Source organism: unidentified bacterial endosymbiont (assembly GCF_918797525.1).
Lineage (GTDB): Bacteria > Pseudomonadota > Gammaproteobacteria > Enterobacterales > Enterobacteriaceae > Enterobacter.
The window spans coordinates 1,685,318-1,703,966 of sequence record NZ_OU963893.1; the positions used below are offsets into that span (position 1 = coordinate 1,685,318).

The following is an 18,649-nucleotide window of genomic DNA, read 5'->3' on the forward strand; positions in this document are numbered from 1 at the left end:
AATGGATTACATCTACAAAATTAAATTTCTGAATCCGCCACTGGCGGGGCGTGAACTGTTCCTGAGGGAAGGTCCGTTTAGCATCGGCTCGGGCGATTGCGACGTGTATGTGGCTTTGCTGGAAGGCGATGCAACGGAGATAGTTTTTGAGGTCGGTAGCCAGGGCGTGAGTTTACCGGCAGCGGGGAAACTGTGGTGTGATGGCGTTGGACAAACTCTCGAAGCCGGAGAATATTTGCCGCAAGGGGTGTGTCTTGATATTGCTGGCGTGCAGTTTGCACTTGGCGAGACAGAGAGCAGCCTGGATCCTGTTGTGGCAGTGGCACGGCGACAAGACGTTACCATCCAGGCTGCTGGTAGCAAAGTGTTCCAAAAGATTGCCCTTTTGCTGGCGGTGGTAAGCATTGCTGTACTGGGTGGCTCAGTGTATTGGGTTAACCGCGCTCAGCCTGAAGTTGATGCAATATTATCCTACGCTGAGGTACAAAAAAAGGTCACGGAGTTCCAAAAGAAGACGTCTTTAGAGGGAATAAACTTCAACTGGCAAAAAAATGGAGTGGTAAAAATATCGGGCCAATGCAAGAGCGAAAAGAATCTGCAGCCCGTGCTGGCGTTATTTAAAAGTAACAACATTAATTATGCCCTGGATGCAGTGTGCGATGACCGTCTGATAAAAAACGTAACGGATGTACTGCAGCTTAACGGATTTGATCGGGTTTTAGCGTACATGGATAAGACGCCCGGCAAAGTGATCATCAGCGGCGAAGTGGAAGAAGATCATCGCTGGCAGCAGGTGGTTAATTTATTGAATGACGTGCAGGGCCTGCGTTCGTGGACAGTGAAATCAGTGAATGATAAAGAGCTGGTTGACTTAATTAATGCGCTGCGAAAGTCTGAGCTACTGCCTATGCTAAGCGTTCAGCGTGTCGATGAGCGTATTGTCGTCAGTGGCCACCTTAATAACCGGGATCGTGACGCATTATACAGTTTGATCCGCGATCATATGCGCACTTTTCCGGGAACGCAGGAAATTGTTTATCAAAATATCAACACCAGCTCAAGTGCATTAGGGATCTTCCCGGCCCCTATTGTTAGCGTCGGTGGCAACAGCGAGTTTCCTTATGTCATCCTGCAGGATGGCACACGTTTACAGAAGGGGGCCGTTTTACCTGGTGGGTATCAAATCGCAAATATCGACAGTATTAACGGTATCGAACTTTCAAAACGCGGGGGGTTATTACATCTACCGCTAGGGTTGTAATATGGAAAATAATGCTTTTGTTAATATCATAGGTGATATAACTGAGAGTAGTGAGAGATTAATGAGTGATTTCTCTGGAGAATATTCTTTCCTGTTACAGGATATCATAGTAACAGCGATAAATGAGCAAAAAAAAATCCCCGGAGAGCATCAGGAAATTATAATGCAGGCATTATTATCGGCTTCGCATGTTATTGATGCCGTTACCGCGCGTGCGCGGCATAAATTAATACGAAAGTGATCGGTTATGAGAGGGTGGTATGACTGAATTAGAACAAGTGTCGGCAAATGTAGAGCGTGAGAGATACAGGCTTCTTTGTGAGTTAGAGCGTTTTAATAAATTGAAAGAGCAGTACATGCAGTTAGTTGAGAGGGCACAAACGGATCCTCGTATCGCTGCGCAACTCTCAGAGTTTGAGAAGGCATACGGTCCCGAGTTTAAGGCCAATACGGAAACACTCAAGGCTGAAATCCGTAAGGCAAACGACCAGTACCAATTATTTATCGCAATGAAGAATCAAAATAGTTCTTCTTTTCCAGAGAATCAGCGATCCCTGAACAATGATAGCGCTGCAGCTCCTGAGAAAAAAGAAAAAGTGAAATCGATACTACAAAGTAAATCGAATTAACGAAGGTTTTCATAAGAGGTTATCACATGCAAATGAATGTTAGCGCTACACCTGGACTTATTTATGCCTCATCACCGGTAGGCGTAACATCTTCATCTTCAGTTATCTATTCACAAGTCAGTCTATTTTCGGCTGTCTGTCTGCTATTGGTTGCACACTGTAATGCCGTTAAAGGTGAAATGGTATCGTTAGGTGAGGAGTACAACAGGCAGACACAGGATGAACTGGAATGCCAAAAAATGTCCAATGAAACCAACGAAGTACTCACGAATGTTCAAAACGAAGTTTCTGAAGAAAACGACCCCAACATCACAGCAGCATTGCCTGAAGATGTTGTGGATTTTATCAACGAAAACGCCATTGTGATCACTGGCGTCACAGACGGAGGTTCAGGCGGCTCATTTTCTCCTATAAGTACTTCTACTGAGTTTAATGAAGGGCAGTTACAAGCTATTAAAGGCCAGTTCGATATTATGTCGACGGCTTATTCTGATTCAAATAGCAAGTATCAGCTTGGTTTACAGGTGACTCTTCAGACGCTCAGCCAGGGCATTACTGCCATCTCACAAACTATGGCAAAATCCAATCAGGTTATCTCTCAGATAGTCTCAAACTTAAAATAGTTAATTTGGAGGTTCGTATGCTTATTTCAGGTACAAATTCAACAAACGCCAGTGCCAATGGCTCCAGCGGCGTGATGAAAAATTTCATGGCAATCCGAATGATGAACAGACTTAATATGTTACTTTCTGTTCAAAGTCAGAGTATCCAGAATAAAGGTGAAATTTCTGGGATCAAACAGCAACAGCAAAATGCGCTTGAGACTCAGGAAGATAATGAGGAGGAATATCAAAAGGAACATCGGCACCGTATTCTGCACGCCATTATCAGTATTTTTACGCATATTGTTAATATTGTCATGGCTGTTATCAGGCCTGTTAAACACATTGCGAAAGCAGCAAAAAAGACATTAACTAAAAGCCTGAATAAAGGTATCAAAAAGGCAACTAACGGCATCATGAAGCACCTTGGTCTGGCGAAGCCGATGCAGCGGGTAGGCAAGGGCGTTCAAAAAAGTCTTAAGGCTGGAATCAAAGAGCCAGGCATGGGTTCACGCGCGTTAACCCATATTGCAAACGGTGGTCTTGAAGATTTTATTAAACGCACGGCCATTATTAATACGGTTGGTAATAGCGTTAATAAAATTGATGATGGTATATTTGGTATGCAAACAGCCAAACTCAAAGAAGATATCGCCATAATCAAAACTAATATGGAATTAATTGATTACAACTGTCAGCTTTCTGAGTCTATTAAGCAACAAGAGCAGGGTAATATTAAAACCCAGGTCAATGAGAATATTCAAATGCTGGAGGATATCAACTCAGCGGTGAATGCACTTGGCAATTTGAATATGCAAGTTATAGCTAAAGCAGCCTAATCATTAACAGGAGAGTAATTAAATGGGAAATTCACTTTCAAGTACACCAGTCAGCCAAACGAATAATACTGGTACCAGTACGGTTACTTCAGCTACCAAGAATAGCAGTAATACCACGCATTTGAGCGTTATTACTCCTGGACGAAAGGACTTGATAGAAGCTTTTGCGGATCTGGCAGAGTCTGAGGCTAATCTTCGCAACCTGCAGTATACGCAGGCTGTTGAACAGTCCGTTAATGCTACTGGCGCCATGGAGCATACCGTGGAGCATGAGCGCGATGCAGCGAATAAAACGATGAAGGGCACCATGCTGGGTAGCGCAGGGGAAATTGCTGGTGGCCTTGCGGGTGGGGTATCACAGTTTTTAGGCTTTTTAGGCGACAGAGGCATTGGCGAGAAGAATGGATTGCGCAGAAGAACAGAGCAAATAGCAAAAGGTATGTCGGGAGATGAGCAGATAGCCTTTACACAAGCTCATCGCAAAGAACTACGTCCGCACAGAAAGCTGAGTCTGATGGGACGTTGTGCTGAGCCTATTAGTCAACTTGTGAGTCAGCCCTTTAAAATCGGTGGCAGCATTTTAAGTGCTGGCGCTAAAAAAATGGAAACTACTGCTGAACTGACCAGGTTAGTGAGCAATCAGGCGCAGAGTAATGCCAAAGAGTGTTCAGAACAGGGTAAAAATTCGTCAGGTTTCTTTTCGAGGTTAGTCAGTATCGTAGCAGGCTTCGCACAGAATTTAACCCGTGCGTTAGCTGCTATCGGTTAATACATCGTGGCCTGTTTTACAGGCCACATTTAACATCGCTAAAGGAATAATTACGATGAGTCTCGAAAGTGTAAATTCACAGCTTCTGACCTCAGCCAGCAATAACTGGGGGAATGTGCAGAATAATATGTCCATTGCAGACCTTAATAGCCCGGTAGATATGCTGCGCATCCAGCAGTGGACCCAGCAGTATTCTACCGCGGTGCAACTGGACAGCGCCATGATAAAAATGTTTAAAGACCTGTTGTCAGGCATTACGTCTAAAATTTAAATGACCAGTACAACTAAACGGCTATTAGTGGATTGCCTTTTCATGGCCGCACAATATCGTATGCGAGCCGAAGGCGATGCGATCCTTAAGGTGCTACCTTTGTTGATTGCAGATGTGAATGACAAAGAGTTGTGTGAAGCACTTTATTATATCCTTCTTAAAGATGAGGCTGGTTTTGCCCGTGTGGCAGAGCGGCTCTCACCAGAAATGAAAGACAAAGTGGCATTACTTACACTAGCGTAACAGGTGATGTATGGATATATCAGCAATATCGAACGCGGCGTTACAATCTTTACCGTCAAACGAGCTTGCGGCAAATATTAACGTGCCGGACGTCAGGGATATCGAAACATTTAAAAAAATGATGGCCTCGTCACAACCCGTCCCTGAGGCTCAAATGGCCGATGCACTCCAGCAGCAGCAGGAAATGTTTGCCAGCACGGTGACAAAAGTGAATTCCATTACCCGTGACGAACAGATGAGTGGGACTAAGACAGATAGCGTGACAAATTTATTGGGCGCACAATACGAACTTTTTAATTTGTCTTTCAATCTGGATTTAACCGCGAAGGTTGCCGGGCAATTTTCGCAAGCTATTAATAAATTGACGACTATGCAATGATGCAATGTTTAAGGTTTTTAAGCCCATTACTTATTGTCATGATGCTCTGTGGTTGTAAATCAGAGCTTTATGATAATTTGTCGCAGGATGAGGCTAACCAGATGGTTGCACTATTACTTTCCCAACATATTGACGTTGAGAAAGCGGTCAATAAAGACGGTTTATTTACGTTGTCGATTGATAAAGACGATTTTGTGTCCGCTGTTGAAATACTGAGCCTCCATGGTTATCCGCAAAAAAAATATCGCACTATCGAGGATGTCTTCCCAAGCGACCAGCTGGTGACTTCCCCAGGGCAGGAGTTGAGTAAGATTGTCTATTTGAAAGAGCAGAGCGTGGAACGTATGCTATCTGATATGGATGGCGTCATTTCTGCGCGTGTTTCCATCGCTCAACCGGTGGTGACGGATGATACCTCTGATAAAAAAATGTCGTCGGTATCCGTTTTCATAAAATATTCTCCAGACGTCAATCTACAAAACTCTGTTACCCAGGTTAAAGGGCTGGTACATGACAGTATCCCCGATCTTGATTATGACAAAATAAGCGTGGTTTTACAGCCCGTGCATTACCTCACCACCACCATTAAACCCGTAAAACAGCAGTCATTGAAAGACTGGCTTAATCTTTACGGCTTTTGGATCGCCGTAGCGGCGGTGGGGTGTGCATGGTTAATTTTCCTCGTAATGATTGGTTATAGTCGGTTTAAAAAATGGAAAAAACGCGCTCAAGACAAAGGATAACCCGGTATGGTAGATGACAAAGTATATCTGACGTTGTACCGGTTTTATGTTTGCCCGGGCGAACTAGTGCATAAAGAATACTGGAGTCTATGCGAACTGAATGACTGGCATGATGATTATTTTACCTACCCCGTGTTGCGCCCGAGAATCGACAGTTTATTTCGTCAGCGGTTACAGTGGGAATGGCATGACCGGGGTAACTGCCTGACGGAATATCAACGGCAATGGATCCAATGGATGCCAAAATTGCCAGCCATACTGACATCGTTAGGCATAATGTCCCTCAATAATGCGGAATATTTTGTCCTCGGCCAATTTCGCCGTGTTCTGGTCGACCTTTTAGGTGACATTACCGTAAACCAGTTATCGGTATTGTGCCAGGGTGAAAATAAAGAATCCATTATCAGTGCCGATCAACTACCCGGCTTCGCGTTTACTCTGGGGGTGCAAATTTATTCGCAAATAGTCGGTGATGACTGGGTTGGTAAGATGATTATTCATACCCTGCCGCCTCTCGACGTGTGTGAGGACGTTCAATTGTTGAGTCAGTCAGAATTAGAGGCGATGAACGCCATGCTGGTGCGCCTGGAGAGATTTATATGAAACTGTTGAGCGAGAAAACGCTTTTTGGCCACGCTGCAGAGTTCCTTGCTTATGTGCCAGAGCCTGGTGAAATCATCCTTAAGCCAGAAGTGCTGAATGATTACTACCGTGTGAATAATGATATCACCCGCGTGCGCAACAGCGCCGCCCGTTCGATCAGGAAAATGCGAAGAAAGCAACGCCAGTGCCTGGTCGCTCAGCAGGAAAAGCTTCTTGCGCAAAACGCACTCACCCTGCAGCAATTGACCCGTAACAACGAAACAGAGCGCAGAAAATTAGTGTCTGAAGCAGTGCAATGGATGGTTGAGGAGAGCGATTTAGAACAGCAACTTTATTCTACCGCGATGCTGAAGGCCCAGCAGTGGACGATTGAGGCCCTTCAGCAGTGGGGGATTGGCGCAAACTGGGACGAACCGCTGTATGTACGCGTCAAAGAGATGATCAGGCAGTTTGAAAAAGAACCCGATTTAGTTTTGGCGCTGCCTTGTGAAGCATTAGCAAAAACATTCAGCCAAAGGTTAGCTGATAGCCCTGAAAACAACCGGTGCCATGTTAACGTTGTAGTAGATACTGCGCTTACAGCTTGTCAGGCAAAATTAAGTAATTCGTTAGTCAGCGTCTTACTGGATATGAACGCTGAGCTGGATGATATATTAGCGCAGTTACGCAGCCAGCCTGTGGCGAATACCCTGCCGGTGGCAGAGTGCTATGAATAAAATTAACCATACGCAACCTGTCGCATTATGGCACGGCCAAACCCGGGATGAGCTGGCCAGGAAAGTTGATACGCGCAGACAAATGCAGGAGTTACCTTCCAGTGATGTTGAAGCGGCATTAAGCGACATGCAGGATGTGGCGCTCCAGGATACGATGGAAGATATGAGCCTGGTATTAGGAAACAGGTTAAGAGGGAAATCACAGCGTACTCTGGGGTCAGGTAATGATGAGCTCATCGAGCGGGATGAACAGCTTGCGTTACTGGCAGAGCAGGTGGCCGGAGATAAACTCGACGCTGTGCTGGAAAATCTTAAGTCTGGCGGAAACGACGATATTTTCACGCTGTTTCGCCAGGGGGAGTTAAGTTTTAGCGATGCTGCACTGCTATTAGCCGCTGAAATGAATGGATTAGCCCCCGGGAGCAAACGACGTAAACGCCTCTCTGAGCAGTTAGATGAACTGCTGGCAGGAAAAGAGGACTGGGCTCTGGAGATGTTTGCCGAGTTAGAGTTAGGTTCAGTCGATTCCGAAACTATGCATTCCATGCAGCGTATTATTCGCCAGCATCACCGCCACGATCGGGAAGGAAACTCACCTGAAGGAATTTGGCAATGGTTCAACACTATTAAAGAGTGGTCAGACCGTTCAAAACGCATTCGGGTACTGATACATACTTTTGCTTTTGAGCTTTCCACGGGGGAGTCTGGTCTCGTCGGCCCCAGGCTGGTTGCTGCGCTGTTCGATTTAAAAAAATTATTGATTTTCATGGGGATGGAGGATATCGCTCGCGGGCTGGCTAAGATCGTTGGCCTTTCAGAAGACCAGGCGCTTAGCGAAATTTTGCTGATGATCGAGCAACGCTGGATGTACCCGGAGTGGTTAGCCAACCGAATTACGTACCTGAACATTAAAATGAATAAACGGGTGTTATATCTTATTAAACTCTGTGACGTGCTTAAATTTTTGCCTGAAATCTGCTTCCTTGATGTTCAGCAAAGAAACCAACTGGTTGAAGCCACCGAAGAGTACATTTATCAATTAAGCCAGTAATGCAAATATCAGTGTGCTGAGGTCATAATGGATCACCAGGTGATGAGCAAGCTAGCGCTTTTTTTTTCACTTTGTAATATTGATGGGGTTAATGTAAGTTCACAAAATAGATTTACCAGCGGGGCTTTCACTGTACGTATTAATGTTATAGATAACGATGCGCAAAGCGTAGTGGTATTAACATTAAAAACTAACGCAGTACAGTCGGATATTGCTTTACGGTTGTGTCAAAGTATGCGCCCGGAGTCTATTTTTGGAGTTGTTGGGAGCTTTTTTTTCGTCAATAATTACTTGTCATTTAGCTGTGTATTTCCTGATGAATTAAGTTCTGATGATTGGTATCGGATTTTTGAGTATCAAAAGGCTTATATGTTATCATTTTTAAGCTAATAATAAAGGAATTGACTTTGTTCGGGCAAAAGAAAATCAGTAAATATCAAGGGGCTATTTTAGCTGCGGCGCTGGTGTTGGCCGTATTCATGATGATATTGCCCTTACCGACTGCAGTGGTTGATGTATTAATTGCTTTTAACCTGGTTTTCTCGCTCGTGCTGCTAATGGTGGTCGTCTACCTGAACAGTGCCGTTGAGTTCTCGGTTTTCCCTTCATTATTGCTGATTACCACCCTCTATCGTCTCTCCTTGACCGTCAGCACTTCCCGCCTCATTTTACTGCAGCATGACGCAGGAAATATTGTGTATGCATTCGGGAATTTTGTGGTGGGGGGAAACCTCACGGTCGGTTTAATCATTTTTTCTATTATTACCATTGTCCAGTTCATTGTTATTACCAAAGGGTCGGAGCGTGTTGCCGAGGTCAGTGCGCGATTTTCACTTGATGGCATGCCTGGCAAACAGATGAGTATCGATGGTGATTTACGTGCGGGTTCAATCACCGTTGAACAGGCCGCTATGCGTAGAGAGATGGTTCAGCATGAGAGTAAGCTTTATGGTTCGATGGATGGCGCCATGAAGTTTGTGAAAGGAGACGCCATTGCGAGCATTATCGTCATTCTCGTCAACATTTTCGGTGGGATGGCCATCGGGGTTATGCATGAAGGAATGAGTGCTTCAGAGGCCCTCTCAACGTATTCGATCCTTTCTGTGGGTGATGGCTTAGTGGCTCAAATACCCGCTCTGCTGATTTCAATCACGGCCGGTGTATTGGTCACTCGCGTTCCTGGCGTTAATGGTAACAACAATCTTGCGACTGAACTCTTTACTCAACTGGGTAGCAGGAGCATGCCCCTCCTCATTGCCAGCGCGGTACTGACGCTGTTTGCCTGTATTCCCGGTTTTCCGGCAGCCGTGTTCTTGCCGATGGCGGTGCTTATTGGTGGCGCCGGCTATTTAATTCACCGCAGAGGTGAAAGTACCGGCGATGAAAGCGGTGCTGAACAGGGAAATGAGAGCACAAGTCTGTCGCCTGGCGTCGAACCGCTGGTGGTTCGGGTGCCTTCATCAATGGAAAGCGGCGATCTCGCTGATGCTCTGGAAGCCTTGCGCTGGCGGTTTTTTGAGAGCCATGGCATCGCGCTGGGCAAAATAAAGGTAGAAAATTTGCCCAGCGAGGAGGATCAAGGCCTGCCTAAAGTGGTTTTTTGCCTTTACCATGAACCGGTTCGTGAGGTTTATCTTGTGCCCGAACACCCTTATGTTGCCGCGCCAGGCACTTCGCTGGAAGCGATTGAGTCGGGGGTTATTACTCAGAAATTATTCTCTGATGTCGACATATCTTGGCTAAACGAAGAAGCCAAAGAAAAAGTTCTTTTACAAGGTGATACCGCTTACGAGTGTGGGCGAGGGTTAGCCTGGTGTATGGAAGTCATACTTGAGCGCAATGCGAAAGAGTTTATCGGCGTGCAAGAGACCCGCTATCTGATGGATGCAATGGAGAGTAATTATTCCGAACTGGTGAAAGAGCTGCAACGTCAGGTGCAATTAAACCGGGTCTCTGATGTGTTACAACGATTAGTCGACGAGGGGGTATCGATTCGCGACCTTCGTACGATTTTTGAAACGCTGATTATATGGTCCGCGAAGGAAAAAGATATCGTCACGTTAACGGAGTATGTTCGCGTGGCGTTAAAAAGGCAGATTGTTAACCGACAGCATAAAATAAATAACGGCAAAATATGGATAATCGGTTCTAATATCGAAAGTCTTATCAGAGAATCGATACGCCAGTCTGTTGCAGGGGCTTATTCGGCGCTGGACTCAAGTACCACTCAAACGATTACCGACAAAATAGCGCAGGCGCTCGAAGGACATCGTGCCGGGATCCTGCTCACCGCTATCGACACCCGGCGCTATTTACGCAAAATGATCGAGTCAGACTATTACAGGTTTTCTGTCCTTTCCTTTATGGAAGTGAGTGATGTTAATGATTTCGACGTTATGGGTGGTATCGACCTCATTGGTGAGCCATCGTGATACGCAAACCCGATATTAACCGGCTTATTACGTCGGTGCTGGGTACCGATATGGGAGGCAAGATACAGCCGCCTAAGATTGCGCCCGTTGGCTACCTCACCGAGGTGAAGGCGACTATTTTAAAAGCCTATATTCCCTGGGCGCATTTAGGTGAGCTTTGCTATATCGGCGAACAGAAACTCTTAGCGGAAGTGGTGTCACTACAAAATGGTTATGCCTACTTGTCTCTTTTTGACATTGCCGCTGGTTTACGCTGTGGAACCCCGGTTGTCGCGTCGGGGGCTGAATATAAAATAGCCGTGGGTGATTTTCTGCTCGGTAAAACCCTGGATGGGCTAGGCCGCTTGCCTGATAACAGTGAAATCCCGTATGGAACAGAGTATCGCCCTTTAGATGCACTCCCGCCTGATCCTATGGAAAGAGAGCTGATTACCGATATCTTGCCGGTTGGCGTCAGGGCTATCGACGCGACGCTAACCTGTGGCCGTGGGCAACGAATAGGCATATTTGCCGCGGCAGGAGGAGGAAAAAGCACCTTACTCAGTATGCTCTGCGATGGTGTAGAGGCAGATATTATTGTGTTAGCGCTTGTGGGGGAACGCGGGCGCGAGGTACGAGAGTTTATCGAATACACCCTTAGCGAACATGCTCGCTCACGCTGCGTCATGGTTGTCGCCACATCTGAGAGAGCGGCATTAGAACGTTTAAAAGCGGCTTTCGTCGCGACGACAGTTGCAGAATATTTCCGTGACCAGGGTAAAAATGTCGTATTGATGATTGACTCCCTGACTCGTTATGCGCGTGCTGCGCGCGAGGTGGGGTTATCAAGCGGCGAACCGCCGGTGGCATCGGGGTTCCCCCCCTCCGTCTTTGCAACATTGCCCCGTCTGCTTGAGCGGGCGGGAAATGGCAGGGTGGGGAGCATCACCGGCTTTTATACCGTGCTGGTTGAAGGTGACAACATGAATGAGCCCGTAGCGGATGAAGTGCGTTCTATTCTCGATGGTCATATCGTGTTATCGCGCAAACTGGCGGAAGCCAACCACTACCCGGCCATTGATGTGAGCGCGAGCGTCAGTCGCGTTATGCGACAAATTGCCGATGAAGAGCATGTGTGGTTAGCCGGCCATCTACGAAGCTTAATGGCCCTGTATCGCGAAATTGAACTGCTGGTCCGCGTCGGAGAGTACCGAGAGGGAGAAGATTTTGACTCTGACAAAGCATTACGCTGCTGGCCTGCCATATGTCAGTTCCTGCAACAGCCTGCCGGGAATCCTCAAACCTTACCGGAAACGCTAGAGATGTTGAGAGCGGCTGTGGAATAACCTGAATGCTTCATCAGCTTTTGTATATTAAGCAGCGCAAAGAGAGAACAATCAGAAACTCTATCTCACGCGTAGTGCGACTGCAAAAACAGGTAGAGCAGGAGATTATAAAATTGCGACAGTTGCAAACAGAAACCCAAAAGGCCTGGCAACTGGCCTGCAGCCAGTTTGCTGGCAAAGTCGAACGTCTGAGTTTAATGAAATGGCAAGAAGATATGCGCAGTTACCAAACGAAATATGAAAACATTGGACTTCAGGTGGCTAAAATGGCGCAGCAGCGGGAAATATTAATTGAAAAAGAAAATGAATTACAGGGAATGTTAAAAGAAGTACTCATCGCGCAGGAGAAAATAAACTATATTATTGCTACTGAAGACAGTCCCTGATGGCGCATAATTCAATTTTCATTAACCGACAGTCTGTTTCGCCGTGGGGCCAGGAAGGTGAAAAAACGGCTACCCAAAACGTTGACTCATACAATGGTCAAGGCGAGTTCACTGTCTTATCTTTTCAGGTTCTGCGAAATACTTTATTGCAGGGGCTGGGGCTTACGGCCGAAGTGAGTTATGAAGGCGAAAAAAATGCATGTTATAAAATTAAAAGTGGTTTTTTTAATGATGCAATGATTTTTCTTTCATTACAGGGAGAGTGTCTTTATGTCGGGTTTACTGTGGTTAACCCTGAGCAACACGGCGCCTTGTTGGGGTTATCTCAGGGGATTGAGAAAAAATTGTCTTCAGGCGTGCAACGTTGCAAGGTAGAGGTGATATTTGAAAGTCGTAGGGTATAGCGATCTTTTTATTCAACAATCGGCTTTTATCGGTAGCGGATTTTATAAACCCAGCGATAAATCTACACTCCGTTTTCGCGTGATGTACGGCGAAGGTATTTGGTTGACGTTCCGCTGGCATCAGGAAAGGTTAAATGCATGGTGCGAAGAACACGCCTGGCGTAACTGGATTGAAGAGAAAATATGCTTTTGCGATCTTCAAAGTGCGGACGAAAACCTTCTCGCCTTAGCCGCACAATGGAGTCTGCTGGCAGTGAGTGAAGAATTAAAAAATGCAGATATAGCCCTGGAAGAAGTCTCTGGCTACGCCAGTCTTTTATCGGGTTGGTCTCCTGTAGTGACCTTAAACCAGGGGAACAAAAAGCTGGATTTAACGTTGGTCGATTGGCCTGAAGATGCGCTGCGTGGGCTGGTCAAAGAGTGGAAGCCTCTGGTGGCGGCAAAGGGCGGTACTAAACCGTTGTTGCGCTGCCCAATGACCGTTGGTCCTGTGACCTTTCCTTATGGTCGCCTTGCCGAATGCCAGCCTGGGGCAGTGATTATGCTTCCCGCTGAATACCATAAACAGGATGTTCACTTTTGGATGATCGCCGGGGACGTTCTCATTAAATTAGTCAAGGATAACGAGGCATATATGGTAAGCGAAATAAAAACGCCAGAAGAAAATGAGATTGTTGAAGACGAGGCTGTATTGTCTTCGCTGGCTGACATTAATGTGAATGTTGTTTTCGATATAGGAAGCACATTATTGACATTTGCAGAAATATCGGCACTTAAGCCCGGAAGTGTTATAAAGCCAGACATAGCAACATCTGAGACGGTTAACGTTCGCGTCAATGGGAAAATTTTCGCGACCGGTAATTTTGTTTTATTGGGTGATATACCGGGAGTTCGGATCAATAAGCTGTTGTCAGAGTAATAACAATGAGTGAATTTATTCATCAGCCATATGCATTAATCATTCTGCTGGTTTCGCTTTCTATACTCCCGTTTATTGTCGTGAGCTGTACCTCTTTTCTCAAAATTGCAGTGGTATTTTCCCTGTTACGTAATGCCTTAGGCATCCAACAGATACCGCCTAATATGGCGATCTATGGCATGGCGCTGATGTTAACATTTTTTATCATGGCTCCGGTGGGAATGTCCATTAGCGACCGTTTTGAGAAACATCCGTTTTCCATTGCGGATGAAAATCTTTACGCTAATGTTGAGCAAACGATTATTGAACCTTATATGGAGTTTTTAAAAAAGAACACCAAACAAAAACAGATCAATTACTTTAGCCGTATCGGGCATCAGATATGGCCTAAACAATATCAACAGCGGCTTAACGCCGATTCACTATTTGTTATGTTACCCGCCTTTGGTATCACCCAACTGGATGAGGCTTTTAAGATTGGGCTGTTATTGTATTTACCCTTTGTCGCTATCGATTTGATTGTGTCGAATATTTTGCTGGCAATGGGGATGATGATGGTTTCCCCGACAACCATATCGCTGCCATTTAAAATTATGTTATTTATTATTGCAGGCGGGTGGCAGTATTTAATTGAAAAATTGGTTCTTTCATTCTGATGAAGGTGAAGACGCGTGAGTAATGATATTATAGCGCACCTTGGCGTAGAACTTTTATGGATTGTTGTATGGCTATCCTTACCCACGGTCGTGGCCGCATCTGTGGTTGGCGTAATTATCAGTCTTATCCAGGCGGTGACACAGATCCAGGACCAGACAGTGCCTTTTTTGGTGAAGTTAGTGGTCGTTTCTGTGGTATTGGTGATGACTTACAACTGGATGGGGCATGCACTGCTTAGCTATACCAATCTGATATTCCAGCAGATTGGCAGGTAACGTCATGAATGATTTCTTACTGACCATTGAAAAGTTAGCTCCCCATCTCATCATGGCATGCCTTCGGCCGTTAGGGATATTTTTCTTAATGCCCGTGCTGGTGAGTAAAAATATCGGCGGGTCATTAGTACGTAACGCGCTCGTGATTTTGATCGTTCTCCCGGTTTTCCCTGCTATAGATCAGCAAAACGTTCTTGCTCAGGAGAGATCAGCAGATTTTTCCCTTTTTTTGGGTATGGCCCAGGAAATTATGATTGGCGTATTGATTGGTTTTGTCGCAGGGATCCCCTTCTGGGCTATTGATTCTGCTGGCTCCCTGATCGATACGGTACGAGGTTCGTCAATGGGTAATATTTATAACCCCTCGCTTTCTGAATCCTCAACCTTGCTCGGGGTGTTTTTTTCACAATTACTTACCGTCGTTTTTTTTAGCTGCGGCGGCATCAACGCTTTAATGACCGCACTGTATCAATCTTATGTCCTGTTTCCTCCCGGCGGGCATATTGTGTTAAATCACTCCCTGTTAGTGTTTCTTAAACAGCAATGGGATTTACTCTTCACGCTATTTTTAAAATTCTCATTGCCCGCAGTGGGCATTATGCTGTTAACCGATATTGCAATGGGGCTGCTTAACAGAACCGCTCAACAACTCAACGTTTTCTTCCTGGCAATGTCGATAAAAAGCGTGCTTGCTTTGCTGGTACTAATGATTACGCTTGTTTTTTCATTAAGCGATCTGGGCAAAACGATCAACACCAACCTCTCTTCATTCACTTCATTGTGGGCGAAAATACAATGAGCAGTGAAAAGACGCTTCCCCCCACCAGTAAAAAAATACGTGATGCGCGAGAAGAAGGGCAGGTTGTTAAAAGTAGCGAACTTGCTGCTGGTGTTCAGTTGGGTGTTATCTTAATGTACCTTTATATCTTCGGTGAAGATATCTGGCAAGACTTATGTCATATTTTAATTCTGACCATCAACACCATCGATCAGCCGCTCTCGTTAGCCTTCTCATCGTTTATTACAGCCTTAGGGGTGTTTATTTTTAAAGACCTGGCTTTTATGTTTTTAGTGTTATTTATTGCTACTGTGGCATCTTTTGTTGGCCAGGTTGGATTTCTGTTTTCCGGGAAGGCTATGATGCCAAAGCTGGATAAGCTTGATATTGTCAAAAATATCCAGAATTTATTCTCTTTAAAATCTGTCGTCGAGTTATTAAAGAATATCGTAAAGATGGCGGTGATAGGCTGCGTATTCTACTATCTTTTTCATCGATATGCGCCCTCACTCGCTAATATGGCATACGTTAATCCCGTCGCCGCCATGCAGGTCACCTTGAAAATTATTTTCTGGCTGTGGGGCGTACTGGTGCTTTGCTATATTATTTTTTTTCTGGCTGATTATGCTTATCAACGCTATGAAGTCATGAAAAACTTGAAAATGTCGCATGAGGAAGTAAAACAAGAGTACAAAGATTCCGAAGGTAATCAGGAAATTAAACAACAACGGCACTCTCTCCATCAGCAGATACAAAGTGGAAGCCTGGCGAGCGTGGTAAAAAAATCCAGTGCGATTATTAAAAACCCAACGCATCTGGCAATATGCATTTATTACGACGAAGCGACAACCCCGCTGCCTAAAGTGGTCGCTAAAGGTGCCGATCATATGGCGGCAAGAATGATAAAGATCGCGGAAAAAGAAGGCGTACCGGTTATTGAGAACGTCCCTCTGGCCCGGGGGTTAAACAAGTCAATTGCAGTAGGGGAATATATTACCCCGCCTTTTTTTGCTGCTATCTCTGAAATTTTACTGATGATAAAAATGGAGGTGTAAAACTGGATTGTACTCGTCTTTTGTTGTTCTCCATTGCAGGGTGTAAATTTGTTATCATTTTCAGCCTAATTTCACTATTAAATGAGGCGAATGTGTGAGTACTCAATATTACATGCCAGGCAAATTATCATGCCTGACCTTACTGGCTTTATTACCGCTTATTTCTTCAGCACAGGCTGCAAGCGATGGACTTTACGCAGGTGCGAATGTTGGCTGGTCGCAGTTTGACAGTAATGAATTTACCAGAGGCAATTATCGGGATAGCATTGGATATGGCGGCTTTGTCGGCTATCAATTTTCGCCATGGTTTTCTCTGGAAGGGGGCGGAAGTAGTCTTGGCAGTGCTCATGGCGATAATGGCGCATCTATGGATGTACAGGGGCTTAACCTGAGCGGTAAATTTACCTACTCCTGGTCAGGGATGAGTTTGTATAGCCGGCTGGGCGGCATGTGGTACCGTAGCGACGTCAGTAATAATGATATTAACAAAAGTGAAGTGGGTACCGGCGTTGCCCCTTTAGCGGCTTTGGGTTTAGAACATAGCTGGAACTCGAACATCACTTCCCGTCTTGAGTATCAATGGACCGGGGATATAAAAAATGACGCTGCCACGTCAGCAACCTTAAATAATGGTTATCTGTCTGTTGGCTTTACCTGGCACTTTGGAAATTCGGATGATGCCGTCGTCCCCGTAACGGTACATCCAGCCGCGCCAGCCACAACGCTTGAAGCCGTCACGGTACCGGTCAAAGGTGAACTGGCCATATTATATCCTTTCAATGAGTACAAGCTTTCAAAGGATAATCAACGCAAAATCCTTGATTATTATAATCCGGTAACGTCTGATCCCTCAACCAAGATAGATATTAATGGTTACAGTGACACGCAGGGAAGTGATAAAAATAATTATTTCATCTCCGAACAGCGTGCAAATTCCGTCAAGGAGTTCCTGATCAGCAATGGCGCTAACCATGAAAACATCACCCTTCATGCGCTTGGCAGCACGTCCCGCTTCAGCCATGTTGATGCTGATAAAATGGGGCCAACCGAAAATACCGACGACTATTCGTTGAATCGCAGGGTTACAATTAAAGCATATTAGTCATAGTTGTTATCCGTGTTATTTGAGAGGCGAACGATGAGATACACCTTAGGGGCGACTCTGTTTGTTACGGGTTGTTGTATAGTAGCATTAATGGATCTTTCATTTCTTCTTTTTATAATCTTTGAAGATTTAGCCTGATATCCACGTCAGCTCCTGTATCTGAATTTTCTAGCTAATCACTTTGGGCTTATACGATTTTTTAAAATTGTTGGCCCAGAATTTTATTGTAATGGTTAGGCTTAATATGAGTGAAGGCTAAATATGAATATAATTACCGGTGGAACCTTACAACGTGTTACAAGAACACCCAGCCATACAATACCTCAGCAGCTGGAAAAAGAGATAGATAAGCTGTTGATTGACACCCCTATACTGCCAGGAGCAACAGCAGCGACTGCAAAGTCTCATCGAAAAGAGATGTTGCAATGTAAAAACACCCTTGTCTCCTCAGGCAGTTGGAGCCAGCAGCAGAATGATGCTAAAAATCGGGATATCGCGGTGGGCATGCAGGCCGTGATTGAAACGGCCCTCATGAATGGTCTAATTAACGACCCTAAATCGCAATTATCGGTAATCGTTCATACCAATAACCCCCCCACACCCTTATGTTCAGAAGAGGCCTCAAAATCTTTTTTCCATCCGGGCGTCAGGGACAACCTGGCGGTAGAGTCTACGGTCACTAGCCGCATCAAGACCAATAATATGTTTTTAAGGCTAGGGCATCAGGTTTTATTTTGTTCGATGTATGGCACAAAACGTGAGTCTTCTGAACAGCAAATGCATTTTGATACCATGTGCGCTACTCATCCGAACCTGCTTGCCTTTCAGGCGAATCATAACCCGCCGGTCGACCTGTCTGGTGCAACATATATTTATACTAACGGGCAAAATGAAAAAACAATCATTGGCGTCAGAATTACGCAAGCTAATATACCTTCAGAAAAATGCAGCCTTTTTATAGGAAATAATAGCCATGATGCCCGAACAGGCAAGCATCTTGTTTCACTTTCGGATTATATTCGCACCGTCCGGGAAGATAACATGCCGGAAGGTTGCACTGTAAATAGCCGGAGAGATTTTTTTGAATTGATTAACATCCAAAATATGATTTCATAGTCCTCCCTTCTGACCCATATCGCTGCTAGCGAAATGTGGGGCCTTTACTGCGAGGTAGGGTTTATATTAAGATGGGATGTGTATGGAAAGG

Annotated in this window: 25 protein-coding genes; all 25 read left to right on the forward strand. The window is 45.2% G+C overall.

The features are described 5' to 3' along the window. Position 1: 1 nt before the first annotated feature. The gene (gene sctD / locus NL510_RS08015; RefSeq protein ID WP_253383371.1) at positions 2-1,261 is read left to right on the forward strand and encodes a type III secretion system inner membrane ring subunit SctD; all 1,260 of its coding nucleotides are present in this window, start codon (positions 2-4) and stop codon (positions 1,259-1,261) included. A gap of 1 nt (position 1,262) precedes the next feature. Further along, complete coding sequence (locus tag NL510_RS08020; protein WP_253383373.1) at positions 1,263-1,502, forward strand: hypothetical protein; 240 nt, start codon at positions 1,263-1,265, stop codon at positions 1,500-1,502. Positions 1,503-1,521: 19 nt separating this feature from the next. Beyond that, the gene (locus NL510_RS08025) at positions 1,522-1,890 is read left to right on the forward strand and encodes a hypothetical protein (RefSeq protein ID WP_253383375.1); all 369 of its coding nucleotides are present in this window, start codon (positions 1,522-1,524) and stop codon (positions 1,888-1,890) included. Positions 1,891-1,916: 26 nt separating this feature from the next. Beyond that, positions 1,917-2,513: a hypothetical protein gene (locus NL510_RS08030; protein WP_253383377.1), complete on the forward strand. Its 597-nt coding sequence runs from the start codon at positions 1,917-1,919 to the stop codon at positions 2,511-2,513. A gap of 17 nt (positions 2,514-2,530) precedes the next feature. Then, positions 2,531-3,331, forward strand: a complete 801-nt coding sequence (locus NL510_RS08035; protein ID WP_253383379.1) for a hypothetical protein — start codon at positions 2,531-2,533, stop codon at positions 3,329-3,331. 22 nt (positions 3,332-3,353) lie between these two features. Then, positions 3,354-4,100, forward strand: coding sequence for a hypothetical protein (locus NL510_RS08040; protein ID WP_253383381.1), 747 nt, complete (start codon positions 3,354-3,356; stop codon positions 4,098-4,100). A 55-nt stretch (positions 4,101-4,155) separates the two neighbouring features. Continuing rightward, positions 4,156-4,371, forward strand: coding sequence for a type III secretion system needle filament subunit SctF (gene sctF, locus NL510_RS08045; protein WP_253383383.1), 216 nt, complete (start codon positions 4,156-4,158; stop codon positions 4,369-4,371). A 42-nt stretch (positions 4,372-4,413) separates the two neighbouring features. Next, complete coding sequence (locus NL510_RS08050; RefSeq protein ID WP_253383391.1) at positions 4,414-4,614, forward strand: DUF1039 domain-containing protein; 201 nt, start codon at positions 4,414-4,416, stop codon at positions 4,612-4,614. Between the two features lie 10 nt (positions 4,615-4,624). Beyond that, on the forward strand, positions 4,625-4,993 hold the full coding sequence (gene sctI / locus NL510_RS08055) for a type III secretion system inner rod subunit SctI (protein WP_253383394.1): 369 nt from the start codon (positions 4,625-4,627) through the stop codon (positions 4,991-4,993). Further along, positions 4,990-5,736: a type III secretion system inner membrane ring lipoprotein SctJ gene (gene sctJ, locus NL510_RS08060; RefSeq protein WP_253383401.1), complete on the forward strand. Its 747-nt coding sequence runs from the start codon at positions 4,990-4,992 to the stop codon at positions 5,734-5,736. Before sctI ends, sctJ begins: the two co-directional genes overlap by 4 nt. Positions 5,737-5,742: 6 nt before the next feature. Beyond that, a complete protein-coding gene (locus tag NL510_RS08065) occupies positions 5,743-6,339 on the forward strand; it encodes a type III secretion system domain-containing protein (protein ID WP_253383403.1) in 597 nt (198 codons plus the stop codon). 5 nt (positions 6,340-6,344) lie between these two features. Further along, on the forward strand, positions 6,345-7,055 hold the full coding sequence (locus NL510_RS08070) for a hypothetical protein (RefSeq protein WP_253383411.1): 711 nt from the start codon (positions 6,345-6,347) through the stop codon (positions 7,053-7,055). Further along, a complete protein-coding gene (locus NL510_RS08075) occupies positions 7,048-8,106 on the forward strand; it encodes a TyeA family type III secretion system gatekeeper subunit (protein WP_253383413.1) in 1,059 nt (352 codons plus the stop codon). The genes NL510_RS08070 and NL510_RS08075 overlap by 8 nt, the downstream gene beginning before the upstream one ends. 42 nt (positions 8,107-8,148) lie before the next feature. Then, positions 8,149-8,496, forward strand: coding sequence for a hypothetical protein (locus NL510_RS08080; protein WP_253383416.1), 348 nt, complete (start codon positions 8,149-8,151; stop codon positions 8,494-8,496). Beyond that, positions 8,496-10,538: a type III secretion system export apparatus subunit SctV gene (gene sctV, locus NL510_RS08085; RefSeq protein ID WP_436299126.1), complete on the forward strand. Its 2,043-nt coding sequence runs from the start codon at positions 8,496-8,498 to the stop codon at positions 10,536-10,538. The genes NL510_RS08080 and sctV overlap by 1 nt, the downstream gene beginning before the upstream one ends. Further along, positions 10,538-11,863: a FliI/YscN family ATPase gene (locus NL510_RS08090; RefSeq protein ID WP_436299127.1), complete on the forward strand. Its 1,326-nt coding sequence runs from the start codon at positions 10,538-10,540 to the stop codon at positions 11,861-11,863. The genes sctV and NL510_RS08090 overlap by 1 nt, the downstream gene beginning before the upstream one ends. A 5-nt stretch (positions 11,864-11,868) precedes the next feature. Beyond that, positions 11,869-12,249 (forward strand): hypothetical protein, encoded by a 381-nt coding sequence (locus NL510_RS08095; RefSeq protein ID WP_253383418.1) that lies wholly within the window; start codon positions 11,869-11,871, stop codon positions 12,247-12,249. Beyond that, positions 12,249-12,653 (forward strand): hypothetical protein, encoded by a 405-nt coding sequence (locus tag NL510_RS08100; protein ID WP_253383424.1) that lies wholly within the window; start codon positions 12,249-12,251, stop codon positions 12,651-12,653. The genes NL510_RS08095 and NL510_RS08100 overlap by 1 nt, the downstream gene beginning before the upstream one ends. Next, a complete protein-coding gene (locus tag NL510_RS08105) occupies positions 12,634-13,572 on the forward strand; it encodes a type III secretion system protein SepQ (protein ID WP_253383433.1) in 939 nt (312 codons plus the stop codon). The genes NL510_RS08100 and NL510_RS08105 overlap by 20 nt, the downstream gene beginning before the upstream one ends. 5 nt (positions 13,573-13,577) lie before the next feature. Then, complete coding sequence (sctR, locus tag NL510_RS08110; protein ID WP_253383439.1) at positions 13,578-14,228, forward strand: type III secretion system export apparatus subunit SctR; 651 nt, start codon at positions 13,578-13,580, stop codon at positions 14,226-14,228. A 15-nt stretch (positions 14,229-14,243) separates the two neighbouring features. Further along, positions 14,244-14,504, forward strand: a complete 261-nt coding sequence (gene sctS, locus NL510_RS08115) for a type III secretion system export apparatus subunit SctS (protein WP_253383450.1) — start codon at positions 14,244-14,246, stop codon at positions 14,502-14,504. 4 nt (positions 14,505-14,508) lie between these two features. Continuing rightward, complete coding sequence (sctT, locus tag NL510_RS08120) at positions 14,509-15,303, forward strand: type III secretion system export apparatus subunit SctT (RefSeq protein WP_253383452.1); 795 nt, start codon at positions 14,509-14,511, stop codon at positions 15,301-15,303. After that, positions 15,300-16,337, forward strand: a complete 1,038-nt coding sequence (locus NL510_RS08125; protein ID WP_253383454.1) for an EscU/YscU/HrcU family type III secretion system export apparatus switch protein — start codon at positions 15,300-15,302, stop codon at positions 16,335-16,337. Before sctT ends, NL510_RS08125 begins: the two co-directional genes overlap by 4 nt. Positions 16,338-16,431: 94 nt before the next feature. After that, positions 16,432-17,439, forward strand: a complete 1,008-nt coding sequence (locus tag NL510_RS08130) for an outer membrane beta-barrel protein (protein ID WP_253383456.1) — start codon at positions 16,432-16,434, stop codon at positions 17,437-17,439. Between the two features lie 264 nt (positions 17,440-17,703). Then, complete coding sequence (locus tag NL510_RS08135) at positions 17,704-18,558, forward strand: hypothetical protein (RefSeq protein WP_253383458.1); 855 nt, start codon at positions 17,704-17,706, stop codon at positions 18,556-18,558. Positions 18,559-18,649: the final 91 nt, after the last annotated feature.